The sequence below is a fragment of the Streptomyces antnestii genome, assembly GCF_004005495.1.
In the GTDB taxonomy this organism is placed as follows: domain Bacteria; phylum Actinomycetota; class Actinomycetes; order Streptomycetales; family Streptomycetaceae; genus Streptomyces; species Streptomyces antnestii.
In genome coordinates, this window is record NZ_RZYA01000010.1 from 89,946 (window position 1) to 104,792 (window position 14,847).

The 14,847-nt window shown below is 70.5% G+C and carries 14 protein-coding genes; 9 read left to right on the plus strand and 5 right to left on the minus strand.

Going from position 1 to position 14,847, the window contains the following annotated elements:
* Positions 1 to 30 precede the first annotated feature (30 nt).
* The gene (locus tag EOT10_RS21490; RefSeq protein ID WP_127829909.1) at positions 31 to 1,278 is read right to left on the minus strand and encodes a polyamine ABC transporter substrate-binding protein; all 1,248 of its coding nucleotides are present in this window, start codon (positions 1,276 to 1,278) and stop codon (positions 31 to 33) included.
* A 65-nt stretch (positions 1,279 to 1,343) separates the two neighbouring features.
* On the minus strand, positions 1,344 to 2,870 hold the full coding sequence (locus EOT10_RS21495) for a gamma-aminobutyraldehyde dehydrogenase (protein WP_127829910.1): 1,527 nt from the start codon (positions 2,868 to 2,870) through the stop codon (positions 1,344 to 1,346).
* A gap of 208 nt (positions 2,871 to 3,078) precedes the next feature.
* Here EOT10_RS21495 and ybiA point away from each other — a divergent pair, with 208 nt between their 5' ends.
* Entirely contained in the window at positions 3,079 to 3,672 is a 594-nt protein-coding gene (gene ybiA / locus EOT10_RS21500; RefSeq protein WP_189491899.1) for a riboflavin biosynthesis intermediates N-glycosidase, read from the plus strand.
* 46 nt (positions 3,673 to 3,718) lie between these two features.
* Here the strand turns inward: ybiA and EOT10_RS42065 are convergent, their stop codons facing one another.
* Entirely contained in the window at positions 3,719 to 4,471 is a 753-nt protein-coding gene (locus tag EOT10_RS42065) for a DUF4190 domain-containing protein (protein ID WP_223281128.1), read from the minus strand.
* A gap of 413 nt (positions 4,472 to 4,884) precedes the next feature.
* On the opposite strand from EOT10_RS42065, the gene EOT10_RS21510 reads away from it, so the two are divergent.
* The 3 genes from EOT10_RS21510 to EOT10_RS21520 all read left to right on the plus strand — a co-directional run bounded on the left by EOT10_RS21510 (position 4,885) and on the right by EOT10_RS21520 (position 7,276).
* On the plus strand, positions 4,885 to 5,919 hold the full coding sequence (locus tag EOT10_RS21510; RefSeq protein ID WP_127829912.1) for an adenosine deaminase: 1,035 nt from the start codon (positions 4,885 to 4,887) through the stop codon (positions 5,917 to 5,919).
* A 39-nt stretch (positions 5,920 to 5,958) separates the two neighbouring features.
* The gene (locus EOT10_RS21515) at positions 5,959 to 6,639 is read left to right on the plus strand and encodes a glycerophosphodiester phosphodiesterase (protein ID WP_127829913.1); all 681 of its coding nucleotides are present in this window, start codon (positions 5,959 to 5,961) and stop codon (positions 6,637 to 6,639) included.
* Between the two features lie 178 nt (positions 6,640 to 6,817).
* Positions 6,818 to 7,276, plus strand: a complete 459-nt coding sequence (locus EOT10_RS21520; protein ID WP_127829914.1) for a hypothetical protein — start codon at positions 6,818 to 6,820, stop codon at positions 7,274 to 7,276.
* On the opposite strand, the gene EOT10_RS21525 is transcribed toward EOT10_RS21520, so the two are convergent.
* On the minus strand, positions 7,277 to 8,410 hold the full coding sequence (locus tag EOT10_RS21525) for a polyamine ABC transporter substrate-binding protein (RefSeq protein ID WP_189491921.1): 1,134 nt from the start codon (positions 8,408 to 8,410) through the stop codon (positions 7,277 to 7,279).
* Positions 8,411 to 8,702: 292 nt separating this feature from the next.
* Positions 8,703 to 10,142, minus strand: coding sequence for a gamma-aminobutyraldehyde dehydrogenase (locus EOT10_RS21530; RefSeq protein ID WP_127829916.1), 1,440 nt, complete (start codon positions 10,140 to 10,142; stop codon positions 8,703 to 8,705).
* Between the two features lie 197 nt (positions 10,143 to 10,339).
* On the opposite strand from EOT10_RS21530, the gene EOT10_RS21535 reads away from it, so the two are divergent.
* The 5 genes from EOT10_RS21535 (at position 10,340) to EOT10_RS21555 (ending at position 14,842) form a co-directional block, all read left to right on the plus strand.
* Complete coding sequence (locus EOT10_RS21535) at positions 10,340 to 10,837, plus strand: Lrp/AsnC family transcriptional regulator (RefSeq protein WP_127829917.1); 498 nt, start codon at positions 10,340 to 10,342, stop codon at positions 10,835 to 10,837.
* Positions 10,822 to 12,201, plus strand: a complete 1,380-nt coding sequence (locus EOT10_RS21540; RefSeq protein WP_127829918.1) for an aspartate aminotransferase family protein — start codon at positions 10,822 to 10,824, stop codon at positions 12,199 to 12,201. Before EOT10_RS21535 ends, EOT10_RS21540 begins: the two co-directional genes overlap by 16 nt.
* A 198-nt stretch (positions 12,202 to 12,399) precedes the next feature.
* Positions 12,400 to 13,149, plus strand: a complete 750-nt coding sequence (locus tag EOT10_RS21545; RefSeq protein ID WP_127829919.1) for an ABC transporter ATP-binding protein — start codon at positions 12,400 to 12,402, stop codon at positions 13,147 to 13,149.
* On the plus strand, positions 13,131 to 14,294 hold the full coding sequence (locus tag EOT10_RS21550; protein WP_127829920.1) for a hypothetical protein: 1,164 nt from the start codon (positions 13,131 to 13,133) through the stop codon (positions 14,292 to 14,294). The genes EOT10_RS21545 and EOT10_RS21550 overlap by 19 nt, the downstream gene beginning before the upstream one ends.
* Positions 14,295 to 14,434: 140 nt before the next feature.
* On the plus strand, positions 14,435 to 14,842 hold the full coding sequence (locus tag EOT10_RS21555) for a VOC family protein (RefSeq protein WP_127829921.1): 408 nt from the start codon (positions 14,435 to 14,437) through the stop codon (positions 14,840 to 14,842).
* The last annotated feature ends 5 nt before the right edge of the window (positions 14,843 to 14,847 follow it).

Below are 14,847 nucleotides of genomic sequence, written 5' to 3' on the forward strand. Positions count from 1 at the left end.
GCGGCCGGGGTTCTCACGCAGCCAGGCGTCTCACGCGCCGGTCAGCTGGGCGAACTTCTCCTCGAACGCCTTGTCTTCCTTGGAGCTGAGCGAGCGGAAGAGGTGCGCCTTGGCACTCATGGCCTTGTCGGGAACGATCAGCGGGTCGTTCGCGATCTTCTTGTCGATCTTGGCGAGTTCGGCCTTCACGCCCTCGACCGGCGAGACGTAATTGATCCAGGCGGCCAGCTGGGCGGCGACCGGAGGCTCGTAGTAGTAGTCGATGAGCTTCTCGGCGTTCGTCTTGTGCCGGGCCTTGTTGGGGATCAGCATGACGTCCGTGCCGGCCAGGTAACCGGAGTCGGGGATGTGGAACTTGACGTCCGGGTTGTCCACCTGGAGCTGCACGATGTCGCCCGACCAGGCGAGACAGGCCGCGAGGTCGCCCTTGCTCAGGTCGGAGATGTAGTCGTTGCCGGTGAAGCGGCGGATCTGCTTCTTGTCGACGGCCTTCTGCATCCGGGCTATCGCCGCGTCGAAGTCGTCGGCCGTGAAGGTGCCCGGGTCCTTGCCCATGTCGAGCATCACCATGCCGACGGTGTCGCGCATCTCGGACAGCAGCCCGACCCGGCCCTTGAGCTTGGGGTCGTCGAGGAGCTGCGAGACCGAGGTGATCTCCCGCCCGTTCGTGGCCTTGGTGTTGTACGCGATGACGACGGCGATGCCCTGCCACGGGTACGAGTAGGCGCGGCCCGGGTCCCAGTCGGGGCTGCGGAACTGGGAGGACAGGTTCGCGTACGCGTGGGGCAGGTTGGCCGGGTCGAGCTTCTGGACCCAGCCGAAACGGATCAGCCGGGCGGCCAGCCAGTCGGTGAGGACCATGACGTCGCGGCCGGTGTCCTGGCCCGCCGCGAGCTGCGGCTTGATCTTGCCGAAGAACTCGACGTTGTCGTTGACGTCCTCGGTGTAGTTGACCCGGATCCCGGTGCGCTTCGTGAACGCGTCCAGGGTGGGCCGGTGCTTCTCATCGGCGCTGAGGTCGATGTACTCGGTCCAGTTGGAGAAGTTGATCACCTTCTCCTTGGCCGAGTGGTCCTCGGACGAGACGCCGCCCTGGCCCTGGCTCGCCGCGGGAATGCCGCAGGCGCTCAGGGTCCCGAAGCCGCCGACGGCGAGCGCGCCGCCCGTGGACGCGCGTAGCAGGGAACGGCGGCTGAGGGCCGCCCTGCCGTTGCTGAGACTGCGCCGCATGGCGGCGAGTTGTGCCGGGGAGAGGCTGTCGGGCTCGTACTGCTCCATGCGCGTGGGTGCCCTTTCGGGAGGGAGATGGCCGCCCCTCGTCGGGGGCGGCCGCCGGCTAGGTATCAGTCCCCGAAGATCGTGCGGTGCCAGGGCTTCCTGGCGACCGCGGTGTTGTCGAACATGACGTGCTTGATCTGCGTGTACTCCTCGAAGGAGTAGGCAGACATGTCCTTGCCGAAGCCGGACGCCTTGTAGCCGCCGTGCGGCATCTCGCTGAGGATCGGGATGTGGTCGTTGACCCAGACGCAGCCCGCCTTGATGTCGCGGGTGGCGCGGTTCGCCCGGAACACGTCCCTGGTCCAGGCCGAGGCGGCCAGGCCGTAGGGGGTGTCGTTGGCGAGGCGGATGCCCTCGTCGTCGCTGTCGAAGGGCAGCACGACGAGCACCGGGCCGAAGATCTCGGCCTGGACAATCTCGCTGTCCTGGGCGGCGTCCGCGACGAGCGTCGGACGGTAGTACGCGCCCGCCTTCAGGTCACCCTGCGGGATGACGCCGCCGGTGACCACGCGCGCGTAGGAGCGGGCCCGGTCGACGAAGGCGGCGACGCGGTCGCGCTGGGCGTGCGAGATCAGCGGGCCGAGGTCGGTGTCCGGCGCGAACGGGTCGCCGACCCGGAGGCTCGCCATGAGGTCCGCGACGCCCTGCACGAAGGCGTCGTACAGCGGGCGCTGGACGTACGCGCGCGTGGCGGCCGTGCAGTCCTGGCCCGTGTTGATGAGCGCCCCCGCGACCGCGCCGTGCACGGCGGCCTCCAGGTCGGCGTCGTCGAACACGACGAACGGCGCCTTGCCGCCGAGCTCCAGGTGGAGCCGCTTCACGGTGGAGGTGGCGATCTCGGCGACGCGCTTGCCGACACCCGTCGACCCGGTGAAGGAGGTCATGGCGACGTCGGGGTGCCCGACCAGGTGCTCCCCCGCGTCCCGGCCCGCGCCCGTGACGATATTGACGACACCGTCGGGGATGCCCGCCTCGGTCGCGGCCTGCGCGAACAGGAGGGAGGTGAGCGGGGTGAGCTCGGCGGGCTTGAGAACGATGGTGTTTCCGGCCGCGATCGCCGGCAGGACCTTCCAGGCGGCCATCTGGAGCGGGTAGTTCCAGGGGGCGATGGAGCCGACCACACCGATCGGCTCGCGTCGCACGTACGAGGTGTGGTCCGCGCTGTACTCGCCTGCGGACTGGCCCTGGAGGTGACGGGCCGCGCCCGCGAAGAACGCGGTGTTGTCGACGGTCCCGGGGACGTCGAACTCGCGGCTCAGCTTGAGCGGCTTGCCGCACTGGAGGGACTCGGCCTGCGCGAGCTCCTCGGCGCGCTCGGCCAGGACGCCCGCGAAGCGGTGCATCGCGTCGGAGCGCTCGCCCGGGGTCGCGCCGGCCCAGCCGGGGAAGGCCTCGCGGGCCGCGGCCACGGCGGCGTCGACGTCCTGGGTGCCGGCGAGCTCGTAGGTGTAGACGTCCTGGCCGGTGGCCGGATCGACGACTGCGTGGGTGCGACCGGACGTGCCCTTGGTGAGGCGGCCCGCGATGTACTGGGCGCCTTCGGCGAACCGGTCCTGGGCCTGGAAGCGGGTGCTGTTGCCAGGGTTGTGCATTATCGCTCTCCTCCGTCGGCGACCCGTCCCACGGGTGACCGGCGTAGCTCCAGCTCGATTTGAGTGCCGATCCTGACAGAGGCGATGTACTGCAACAAGTGATTCCGTTGTTGCCTTTTGGTTACGCGACGGAATCTGTCGACCAGGTGTCGAGTCGCCCAGAAAAACCAGGGACGGAGTGTCAGTGGTGCCTGCCAGACTCGCGTGCATGGGGAAGATCGACGAGGTGACGGAACCCGGTCGGCCGCGCGACCAGGACGCGCTGGTCAGAGCGGTGGAAGCGGGTGTACGGGTCAAGTACCTGCACTTCTGGGGGCACGCGCCACGGGCGGACGGCACGCTGGGGGCGAGTTGCCTCAGCCAGTGGTGGCCCGCGCCGTTCACGGTGGACGGTGTCGAGTACGCGACGGCCGAGCACTGGATGATGGCCTCGAAGGCCCGGCTGTTCGGGGACGTGGACGCCGAGCGCATCGCCGTCGGGGCGGCCCATCCCTCGCAGGCCAAGAAGGCGGGGCGGATCGTGCGCGGTTTCGACGAGGACGTCTGGGCGCGCGAGCGGTACGGGATCGTCGTCGAGGGCAGCGTGCACAAGTTCGCGGCGCACCCGGATCTGCGGGCGTTCCTGCTCGGGACGGGCACCCGCGTGCTGGTCGAGGCCAGCCCGCTCGACCGGGTGTGGGGCATCGGCCTCGCGGCGGACGCGGCGGGCGCCGACGATCCGAGACGGTGGCGCGGGCCCAATCTGCTGGGGTTCGCGCTGATGGAGGCGCGGGAGCGGCTGCGGGGGCCGGGGCGGGCGTAGGCGCAGGGGGCCGGGCGCCCCGGTCCCCCGGCCGGCACCGGCTTCCTTACGCCGCCGCGGAGTAGCCGCTGCCGTCGTGGCTGTTGCTGTCGCCGGCGGAGCTCGCCTGGGAGATGACGAAGGCCATCATGAGCACGGCGAGGATCAGTCCGCCGATGCCGCAGATCAGGCCGGCCAGGGCCTGGCCGCCGTTCGTCGCCCCGCCCTTGGTGGCCCGGGCCCGGCCGATGCCGCCGAAGATGATGGCGAGGATCCCGACCACGATCGCTATCGGCCACAGGACGAAGCCCACGGCCGAGATGATCCCGAGGGTGAGGGCGGCGACGCCCATGCCGTTGCTTGGCGCCGCCGGCATCCCCGGCCAGCCGTAGCCGGGGCCGCCGTAGGGCATACCGCCCGGGCCGGTCGCGGCGTGCCGGCCATAGCCGTACGGGGCGGCCGGGTAGCCGTGGTCCAGCTGCCCGGGCCCGTCGGGCGAGACGGGCGGCGGGGGCACGGGCTCACCGGGCGGCGCGAAGGGGTTGGCCTGCGGCGCCCAACCGTAGGGGGCACCCGGCGAGGGGGCCTGCCCTTGCCCGGGGGCTTGCCACTGCTGCGGCTGTGGCTGCGGCTGCGGCTGCGGTGACCAGGGGCCGGGTGTGCCGGTGGTGGCGGGGGACGGCGGGGCGAACGGGTTGTACTGCTCGGCGGGCGGGGAGGGCGGGGCGAACGGGTTCGCGGGGGCCTCGCCCCGAGTGGGGGCGGCCTGGGTAGCGGCGGTGTGCGGGGCCTGCGCGCCGGCGGGCGACTGATCCTGCACCGGCGGCACAGGCGTGTCCGCCAGGGCCTCCCCCTGAACCACAGGGCCCGGTACGTCCAGCAGCGTCTCCCCCTGTGACGGCGAAACCGTCGTCTCCGCAGGCGGGGGCCACGGCGCGGACAAATCCGGCTTCCCCAGAGACACCCCGTCCCGGGACGGATCGTCCCGGAGCGGATCCCCCGCACTCCGGTCCCCGGCGCCCTGGTCCCCCGTGCTCTGGTCCCCCACGCCCTGCTCCCCCATGTTCCGCTCCCCCATGTTCCGATCCTCGGTCATCGCTCGCTCGTCCCCCTTCATCAGCCCACCCGGACGTCCCGTCATGCTACGGCCGCCGCCAGGTCAGGGCGGGGGCCCGCCTACGATGGCTGCGACCCGTCGATCAGCCGATCAACCAAGTTCCTGGGGAGGAATCCGTGACCGATCTGCAGGCCTTCATCGCCGGACTGCCAAAGGCAGAGCTGCATGTGCACCACGTCGGCTCGGCGTCCCCCCGGATCGTCTCCACGCTCGCGGCCCGCCACCCCGACTCCAAGGTCCCGACGGACCCCGAGGCGCTGGCCGACTACTTCACGTTCACGGACTTCGCGCACTTCATCGACGTGTACCTCTCGGTCGTCGACCTGGTGCGCACCCCCGAGGACGTCCGGCTCCTCACGTTCGAGATCGCGCGGGACATGGCCCGGCAGAACGTGCGCTACGCCGAGCTGACCATCACCCCGTACTCCTCCGTGCGCCGCGGTATCGACGAGTACGGCTTCATGGCGGCGATCGAGGACGCCCGCAAGGCCGCCGAGGCCGAGTTCGGGACCGTGCTGCGCTGGTGCTTCGACATCCCCGGCGAGGCGGGACTCGAATCCGCCGAGGAGACCGTGCGGCTCGCGACCACCGACACGATCCGCCCGGAGGGCCTGGTGTCGTTCGGGCTCGGCGGGCCCGAGATCGGCGTACCGCGGCCTCAGTTCAAGCCGTACTTCGACCGGGCGATCGCCGCCGGCCTGCACTCCGTGCCGCACGCCGGCGAGACCACCGGACCCGGCACCGTCTGGGACGCCCTCGTGCACCTCGGCGCCGAGCGCATCGGACACGGCACGACGTCCGCCCAGGACCCGAAGCTCCTGGCCCACCTCGCCGAGCACCGCATCCCGCTCGAGGTCTGCCCGACGTCGAACATCGCGACGCGCGCCGTGGCCACCCTCGACGAGCACCCGATCAAGCAGTTCGTCGACGCCGGTGTCATCGTCACGATCAACTCCGACGACCCGCCGATGTTCGGCACGGACCTCAACAACGAGTACGCCGTCGCCGCCCGTCTCCTCGACCTCGACGAGCGGGGCCTGGCCGCGCTCGCCAAGAACGCGGTGCACGCGTCCTTCCTCGACGAGCCGGGGAAGACCCGTATCGCGACGGAGATCGACACGTACACCGAGGCGTGGCTCGCCGGAGCGTGACCGGTGTGCCGCGGGCGCCCGGCTGACCACAATGGGGCCATGCGTACCGTGACTGCCGTGGCCCACCGGGGCGACCCCTACCGCGTCCGTGAGAACACCCTCCCCTCCCTGCGCTCGGCGCTGGAGCGGGGGGCCGACGCGGTCGAGATCGACGTCCGCCTGACCCGCGACGGCGTGCCCGTACTGCTGCACGACGCCACGCTCAAACGGCTGTGGGAGCACGACCGCCCGCTGTCCGCGCTCTCGGCCGACGAGGTCCGCGGGGTCACGGCGGGCGGCGTGCCGACGCTCGCGCAGGCCCTGGAGGTGCTGGGCGAGCGGCGCGTGATGGTGGACCTGCCGGGCGCGGACGCGCGTGCGGTGCGCACGGTCCTCGGCGTCATCCGTGACTGCGGCGCCGACGAGCGTGCCTACTACTGCGCGGGCGCGGAGACGATGCTGGCGGTACGGGCCGCGGACCCGGCGGCCGAGATCGCGCTGACCTGGACGACGCTCGCCCCGCCCCGGCCCGCGCTGCTCGAAGCGGTCAGGCCGGCCTGGCTCAACTACCGCTTCCCGCTGGTCGACCGGGCCCTGGCGGCGCATGTGCACCGCCAGGGCCTGCTGATCTCCGCCTGGACCCCGGACACCAAGGCGTCGATGCGCCGTCTCCTCGGCATCGGCGCCGACTCGATCACGACGAACCGCGTCGACGTCCTGTGCGGGCTGCGCGACGGGTGAACGTACGCCCGGTTCTACCCGGTCGAGTGGCGTTCGACCGTTCGAGTGGCGTGCGTCACCGGGCGGTCGTAGCGTCGGAGGCGACCACCCGCGGGGGACGACCGACAGGCCCCGTCGCAGCCCCTGTGGAACGAGCAGCGCGGGACGCACGGTCCCGCAGACGGCCGGGAGCGCAATCTTGCGGAGCAACACACTGAGGGCGGCGATCACACTCTGTGCCGCCGCGTCCCTCGCGGCAGCCATGGCACCCGCCTCAGCCACCGGCACCGCGCCACCGGCGGCGGCGTCCCGGCGGGCCGAGGTTCCTGTGCTGGTCGACTGCACCTTCGCGCCACAGGTGCGCCCCACCGACTTCATCCTCGCCTGCGGGGACGGCAACAGCCGCCTGGCCTCGCTCCACTGGTCGCAGTGGGGACCGGCCAAGGCGGTGGCGACGGGCACGAACTGGGTCAACGACTGCAAGCCGTACTGCGCGGCGGGCAAGTTCCACGCGTACAAGGTCGCGGTGCGGCTCGACCACCCGCACGCGTGGACCAAGCATCCCGACCGGCAGCACTACACCCGGATCACGCTGACCTACACGGACGGCACCCCGGACCCCTCCACCCGCGTGACGACCTGGCCCCTGTGGAACTGACTACAGCCCCGCGATCGCGTTCCACCGCTTCGAGAACTCCGTGCGCTCCTTCGACGTGATGTCGCGGGCGATCGCGAGACGGCCGCGCATCGCGTCGTCGGGGAAGATCAGCGGGTCCTCGGCGAGGGCCGCCGTGTCCTTGTCCTTGGAGTCGGCGAGGACCTCGCGGGCGGCCGGCACGGGGCACACGTAGTTGACCCACGCGGCGAGCTTCGCGGCGACCGCGGGCTCGTAGTAGTAGTCGACGAGGCGTTCCGCGTTGCGCTTGTGCGCGGCGAGGTTGGGGATCATCAGGGACTCCGCCCACAGCTCGGCGCCCTCCTCGGGCACGACGAACTCGATGTCGGGGTCGTCGGCCTGGAGCTGGATGACGTCACCGCTGTAGGCCTGGCAGGCGAGGACGTCGCCGCTGGAGAGGTCCTTGATGTAGTCGTTGCCGGTGAAGCGCCGGAGGTGCTTCGTGTGCACGAGCTTCTCGACCTGGTCGCACACGTGGTGGAAGTCGTCGGCGGTCCACTTCGTGATGTCGACGCCGTTGCCCTGCATGAGCAGCGCGAACGACTCGTCGAGCCCGGACAGCAGGGTGACCCGGCCCTTGAGATCGTCGGCCCACAGGTCGGACACGTGCTTGATCTCGCGCCCGACCTTGCGCCGGTTGTACGCGATGCCGGTGATGCCTGACTGCCAGGGCACGGTGAACTTGCGCCCGGGGTCGAAGTGCGGCGAACGCAGCAGCGGATCAAGGTACTTGGTGACGTGCGGCTGGCGGGCGCGGTCCATCTCCTGCACCCAGCCGAGCCTCACGAAGCGGGCGCACATCCAGTCGCTGATGACGATCAGGTCGCGGCCGGTCGACTGGTGGTTCATCAGGGACGGGCTGATCTTGCCGAAGAACTCGTCGTTGTCGTTGATCTCCTCGGTGTACTTGATGCCGATCCCGGTCCGCTTCGCGAACGTGTCGAGGGTGGGGCGCTTCGACGGATCGTCGTCGTCGACGTCCACGTAGAGCGGCCAGTTGGCGAAGACCACCCGCTTGTCGCCGGCGGACCGGTCGTCCGCGGCCCGCTCCCCCGGCGCGACGTAGGCGGCGGGCACCCCGCATCCGGAGGCGAGCGCGCCGACCGCCGTGGCCATGGCACCACCGCCAAGGGCACGGATCAGGGAACGGCGGGACGGGGGACGCGTGGGGTTGATCGGAGTCGCTCGCACGACCGCAGGATGCCCGCGTCCGGCACGACCGGACAATGGACGCTGCGTCAAGCCGAAGGGGTGAGAGCCGACACACTGTCGATCACCCGGGACACCCGTCACGCCCGCGTCACCCCTGGTGAACGGCCCCGGCACGCAGACGCCCCCGCGCGGCCGTAGCCACGCGGGGGCGGGGCCGGACAGGTTCATCCGGCCATCAGATCGGGCGAGTCGGGGCTCAGCCCTCGATCGACGTCATGACGTGCTTGATGCGCGTGTAGTCGTCGAAGCCGTACGCCGACAGGTCCTTGCCGTAGCCGGACTTCTTGAAGCCGCCGTGCGGCATCTCGGCGACCAGCGGGATGTGGGTGTTGATCCACACGCAGCCGAAGTCGAGGATCTTGGACATGCGCATCGCGCGCGCGTGGTCCTTCGTCCAGACCGAGGAGGCGAGCGCGTACTCCACGCCGTTCGCCCACTCGACGGCCTGCGCCTCGTCCGCGAAGGACTGGACGGTGATGACCGGGCCGAAGACCTCGTTCTGGATGATCTCGTCGTCCTGCTTGAGGCCCGAGACGACGGTCGGGGCGTAGAAGTAGCCCTTGTCGCCGACGCGGTGGCCGCCGGCCTCGACCTTCGCGTGCGCGGGAAGGCGCTCGATGAAGCCGGTAACCTGGGCGAGCTGGTTCGGGTTGTTGAGCGGCCCGTAGAGCACGTCCTCGTCGTCCGGCTGGCCGGTCTTCGTGTCGGCCGCCGCCTTGGCGAGGGCCTGCACGAACTCGTCGTGGATGGACTCCTGGACGAGGACGCGGGTGGCGGCCGTACAGTCCTGGCCGGCGTTGAAGAAGCCCGCGACCGAGATGTCCTCGACGGCCTTGGCGATGTCGGTGTCCTCGAACACGACGACCGGGGCCTTGCCGCCCAGCTCCAGGTGGACGCGCTTGACGTCCTTGGCGGCGGACTCGGCGACCGAGATGCCGGCGCGCACGGAGCCGGTGATGGAGGCCATCGCCGGGGTCTTGTGCTCGACCATGGCGCGGCCGGTCTCGCGGTCACCGCAGATGACGTTGAAGACGCCCTTGGGGACGATCGAACCGATGATCTCGGCGATCAGGACGGTGGACGCCGGGGTGGTGTCCGAGGGCTTCAGGACGACGGTGTTGCCCGCGGCGAGCGCCGGGGCGAACTTCCAGACGGCCATCATCATCGGGTAGTTCCACGGCGCGACCTGGGCGCATACGCCGATGGGCTCGCGGCGGATGATCGAGGTCAGGCCCTCCATGTACTCGCCGGCCGAGCGGCCCTCGAGCATGCGCGCCGCGCCCGCGAAGAAGCGGATCTGGTCGACCATGGGCGGGACTTCCTCGGACCGGGTCAGGCCGGTCGGCTTGCCGGTGTTCTCGACCTCGGCGGCGATGAGCTCCTCGGCCCGCTCCTCGAACGCGTCCGCGATCTTGAGGAGGGCCTTCTGGCGCTCGCTGGGCGTGAGGTCACGCCAGGCCGGGAACGCGGCCTCGGCGGCGGCCATCGCCGCGTCGACGTCGGCCTGGCCGGAGAGCGGGGCGGTCGCGTACGCCTCACCGGTGGCGGGGTTGACCACCTCGGTGGTCCGTCCGTCGGCGGCGTCCCGGAACTCACCGTCGATGTAATTGCGCAGACGACGCAGCTCGCTGGTCACTGGGGCGGCCCTCCTGGTCGGATGGATGTCCATGGATGTCCAATGGGGATGAGATACCACCCTAATCCGTAGCCCCACGGTTTCAACACCCCTCGACCCGCCAGATCTGCGAAATCCGTGAACTTCGAACCCTCAAACAACGAATTTCATCGATCTGGGCTTGCGGAACTGTCGACTCCTCGTGCACAGTGAGGGACGTGGCCAGTCGCAGCGCAGACCCAAAGGGATCCAGGAACGGCAACGGCGCTCCGCAGCTGGACGCCGTTTCCCTCGCCATCATCGAGCAGCTCCAGCAGGACGGTCGTAGGCCGTACGCCGCCATCGGCAAGGCCGTGGGCCTCTCCGAAGCGGCCGTGCGACAGCGCGTCCAGAAGCTGCTCGACCAGGGCGTGATGCAGATCGTCGCCGTCACGGACCCACTCACCGTGGGCTTCCGCCGGCAGGCGATGGTCGGCATCAACGCGGAGGGCGACCTCGATCCCGTCGCGAACGCGCTGACGGCCATGCCGGAAGTCGAGTACGTGGTCATGACCGCGGGCTCGTTCGACCTCCTCGCGGAGGTCGTGTGTGAGGACGACGACCAACTGTTGGACGTCATCAACAAACGCATCCGGGCCATTCCCGGCGTGCGCTCCACCGAGAGCTTCGTCTACCTCAAGCTCAAGAAGCAGACCTATATGTGGGGAACCCGATAGCCGTGAGCAAGGACCTGAGCCGAACCGCATACGACCACCTGTGGATGCACTTCACCCGCATGTCGTCGTACGAGAACGCGCCCGTTCCCACCATCGTGCGTGGCGAGGGCACCTACATCTACGACGACAAGGGCAAGAAGTACCTCGACGGGCTCGCCGGCCTGTTCGTGGTGCAGGCCGGCCACGGTCGCAGGGAGCTTGCCGAGGTCGCCGCCAAGCAGGCGTCCGAGCTGGCCTTCTTCCCTGTGTGGTCGTACGCCCACCCGAAGGCGGTGGAGCTGGCCGAGCGCCTGGCCCACTACGCCCCGGGTGACCTCAACAAGGTCTTCTTCTCCACCGGTGGTGGCGAGGCCGTCGAGACCGCCTGGAAGCTTGCGAAGCAGTACCACAAGCTCAACGGCAACCACACCAAGTACAAGGTGATCTCCCGCGCGGTGGCCTACCACGGCACCCCGCAGGGCGCGCTGTCCATCACCGGCCTGCCGGGCCTGAAGGCCCCGTTCGAGCCGCTGGTGCCGGGCGCGCACAAGGTCCCGAACACCAACATCTACCGCGCGCCGATCCACGGCGACGACCCGGAGGCCTTCGGCCGCTGGGCCGCCGACCAGATCGAGCAGGAGATCCTGTTCGAGGGCCCCGAGACCGTCGCCGCCGTCTTCCTCGAGCCGGTACAGAACGCCGGTGGCTGCTTCCCGCCGCCGCCCGGGTACTTCCAGCGCGTGCGCGAGATCTGCGACCAGTACGACGTGCTGCTCGTCTCCGACGAGGTCATCTGCGCCTTCGGCCGTCTCGGCACGATGTTCGCCTGTGACAAGTTCGGCTACATCCCGGACATCATCACCTGCGCCAAGGGCATGACCTCGGGCTACTCCCCGATCGGCGCGACCATCGTGTCGGACCGCGTCGCGGCGCCCTTCTACAAGGGTGACAACACGTTCCTGCACGGCTACACCTTCGGTGGCCACCCGGTCTCCTCGGCCGTGGCGCTGGCGAACCTCGACCTGTTCGAGCGCGAGGGCCTCAACCAGCACGTCCTCGACAACGAGGCCAACTTCCTCAAGACGCTGCAGAAGCTGCACGACCTGCCGATCGTCGGCGACGTCCGCGGCAACGGCTTCTTCTACGGCATCGAGCTCGTCAAGGACAAGGCCACCAAGGAGTCCTTCACGGACGAGGAGTCGGAGCGCGTGCTCTACGGCTTCGTCTCCAAGAAGCTCTACGAGTACGGCCTGTACTGCCGCGCCGACGACCGTGGTGACCCGGTCATCCAGCTGTCGCCGCCGCTGATCTCGGACCAGTCCACCTTCGACGAGATCGAGGGGATCATCCGCCAGGTCCTCACCGAGGCCTGGACGAAGATCTGAGCCACCCGGCTGCGAGAACCGGCCCGGCTGCGCCCATCCGAGTGAGATGGGAGCGGCCGGGCCGCGTCCTTTCCCGACCCGCGCCGCCTGAATACCTAGCGTGCCAGTGACCGATCGGCCCTGCCTTCGTTCCCCCGTACGGGGGACGACTCGTCTTACGGCAATTCTGATCTGCAGTCTCTGAACGAGGTGTTAGCCATGGTGGCCCCGCCGGACAACGACGTGCTCTGGGCACGCGCCCTGCACTTCTCCCACAACGGCTCGCCCGCCCTCACCGGCGTCTCGCTCGGTGTCCGCGAGAGCGAGATCCTCGCCGTCACCGGGCCGCGCGGCAGCGGCAAGACGACGCTCCTGCAGTGCCTCTCCGGACAACTCCTGCCCGCGCAGGGCGAGGTCTGGTTCAACAGCACCCCCGTGCACACCATGGGCCCCCTCGTACGGGAACGGCTGCGCCGCGACCGCTTCGCCTGGATCGACCCCGAGCCGCACCTCGTGCCCGAGCTGAACGCGTGGGAGAACACCGCGCTCGCCGTCATGATGCGCGGCGGCGGCCGCCGCGCCGCCAAGGCCGCCGCCCTGGAGTGGCTGGAGCGCCTCGACATCGGCATGTGCGCCCGCAAGCGCCCGCACGCCCTGCTCCAGTCGGAGCGCCAGCGCGTCGCCATCGCCCGCGCCCTGGTCACCGCCCCCTCGGTGCTCTTCGCCGACGAACCGACCGCGCCCCTGCACCGCGCCGACCGCGCCCACGTCCTGCGCACCCTGATGGCCGCGGCCCGCTCGCACGGCATCACGGTCGTCCTCGCCACGCACGACACCGAGGTCGCCGCCCTCGCCGACCGCACGGTGGCGCTCCTCGACGGGCGCCGGGTGAACACGGTCCACCTGCCGGGTGCGTCCGACGGCGGCAGCGACACGGAAGGCCGCGCCGCGTGCTCGCTCTCCGTCTAGCCCGCGGCGGACAGCCCGTCGTCCAGCTCCGCAGGCTCCTGGTCGCCGCCGCCTCGGCCGGCAGCGGATTCCTGCTGCTGTGCACGCTCGGCTACGCGATGGGCCACCCGGACGCCTCCACCGGATCGCTGCTGCGTCTCGCCTGGTGCGTGGTGCCGCTCGCCGCGACCGTCCATCTCGCCATCGCGGTCGCCCGTACCGACCCGGCGACCAAGCCGCGCCCCGGCCTGTCCGCGGTGGGCCTCGGTCCGGCGCGGCTCACGCTCATCGCGGCCGTCTCCACGGCGGTGGCCTGCACGCTCGGCTCGCTGCTTGCGCTGCTGTTCTTCCTTCATCTGCGCGGCGACCTGACCGGGCTGCCGTTCGACGGCGCGGCCCGCGGTCTCCTCGCCGCCGACCGGCCCCTGCCGCTGGCCGCCGTCCTGACCCTGCTCGCCGTGGTCCCGCTCGCCGCGTCGGCCGCCTCCGCCGCCGTACTGCGCCCGCGCGCCGCCAAGCCGGGCGAGAGCCAGGAACCGGCCGCACCGGCGGCCCCCGTACCCGCCCCGACCGGCCTGCCCTGGGGTGTCGCGCTGCTGGCCGTGGGCCTCGCCGTGGAGACCTACGCCTCCCGCGCGCACGGCACTGCGGGCTTCCCGATGCCGGGCGGCCTCGGCGGCAGCCCGAGCGGTGTGCTCGCCGGGTGGACGGTGACGGCCCTCGGCCTCGCGCTCGCGGGGCCCGGGCTCACGTACCAGTGCGGCAGGGCACTCCAGGCGGTGCGGCCCGGCGCGGCGCGGCTGCTTGCGGGCCGGGTGCTCCAGGAGGAGGCCCGCCGTATCGGCCGCCCGCTGGGCGTGGTCTGCGCCGTGGCCTCCGGCGCGTACGCGGGGATCACTCTCTGGTCGGGGCGCCATCCCGGCCTGGGTCCGCTGTCCACGCTCGGCGCCGTCCTCGTCGTCGGCTGCACCGTCGCCACGCTTCTGACCGCCGCGATCGAGGCCAAGCAGGCCCGGTCCGACACCACGGCCGCCCTGCTCCGGCTCGGCGCCCCCGCGGGGCTCCTGCGCAGCGCGGCGGGACTGCGGGCGGCGGCCCTGCTCGCCGTGTTCGGGTCGCTGACCTGGGCCGTCGCGGAACTGGCCGCGCTCCCGCTGGCCCCGTAGAGAAGATCGAAAGCCCCGTAGAGAAGATCGAAAGAAAGTTCGCGACGGGCGATGAGTTACGGGCATGCCGTCCGTCTAACCCTGCGTACGGAACAGCGACACCGCACCCGACACCAGCGAGCGAAAGAGACGAACCCGTCATGTACCAGCAGATGATCTTCGCGAACCTCGCCGTGAACGACCTCGACGCGTCGAAGAAGTTCTTCACCGAGCTCGGCTACACGATCAACCCGCAGTTCTCCGACGAGACCGCCGCCTCCGTGGTGATCAGCGAGCACATCGTGGTCATGCTGCTCACCAAGGAGAAGTACGCCGGCTTCACGAAGAAGCCGATCATCGACTCGACGAAGGGCAGCGAGGTCCTGCTGTGTCTGAGCGCCGAGAGCCGCGAGAAGGTCGACGAGCTCGTCGGCAAGGCGATCGCGGCGGGCGGCACCGAGACCGGCGAGACGCAGGACTACGGCTTCATGTACGGCCGCGCCTTCGACGACCCGGACGGCCACACCTTCGAGATCATGTGGATGGACCCGGCGGCGGTCCAGGGCTGATCCGC

Excerpts from the sequence above, each read along its gene's own strand:
- EOT10_RS21490 (WP_127829909.1), bottom strand. The coding sequence starts at position 1,278 with ATGGAGCAGTACGAGCCCGACAGCCTCTCCCCGGCACAACTCGCCGCC.
- EOT10_RS21495 (WP_127829910.1), bottom strand. The coding sequence starts at position 2,870 with ATGCACAACCCTGGCAACAGCACCCGCTTCCAGGCCCAGGACCGGTTC.
- ybiA (WP_189491899.1), top strand. The coding sequence starts at position 3,079 with ATGGGGAAGATCGACGAGGTGACGGAACCCGGTCGGCCGCGCGACCAG.
- EOT10_RS21515 (WP_127829913.1), top strand. The coding sequence starts at position 5,959 with ATGCGTACCGTGACTGCCGTGGCCCACCGGGGCGACCCCTACCGCGTC.
- EOT10_RS21525 (WP_189491921.1), bottom strand. The coding sequence starts at position 8,410 with ATGGCCACGGCGGTCGGCGCGCTCGCCTCCGGATGCGGGGTGCCCGCC.
- EOT10_RS21545 (WP_127829919.1), top strand. The coding sequence starts at position 12,400 with ATGGTGGCCCCGCCGGACAACGACGTGCTCTGGGCACGCGCCCTGCAC.
- EOT10_RS21555 (WP_127829921.1), top strand. The coding sequence starts at position 14,435 with ATGTACCAGCAGATGATCTTCGCGAACCTCGCCGTGAACGACCTCGAC.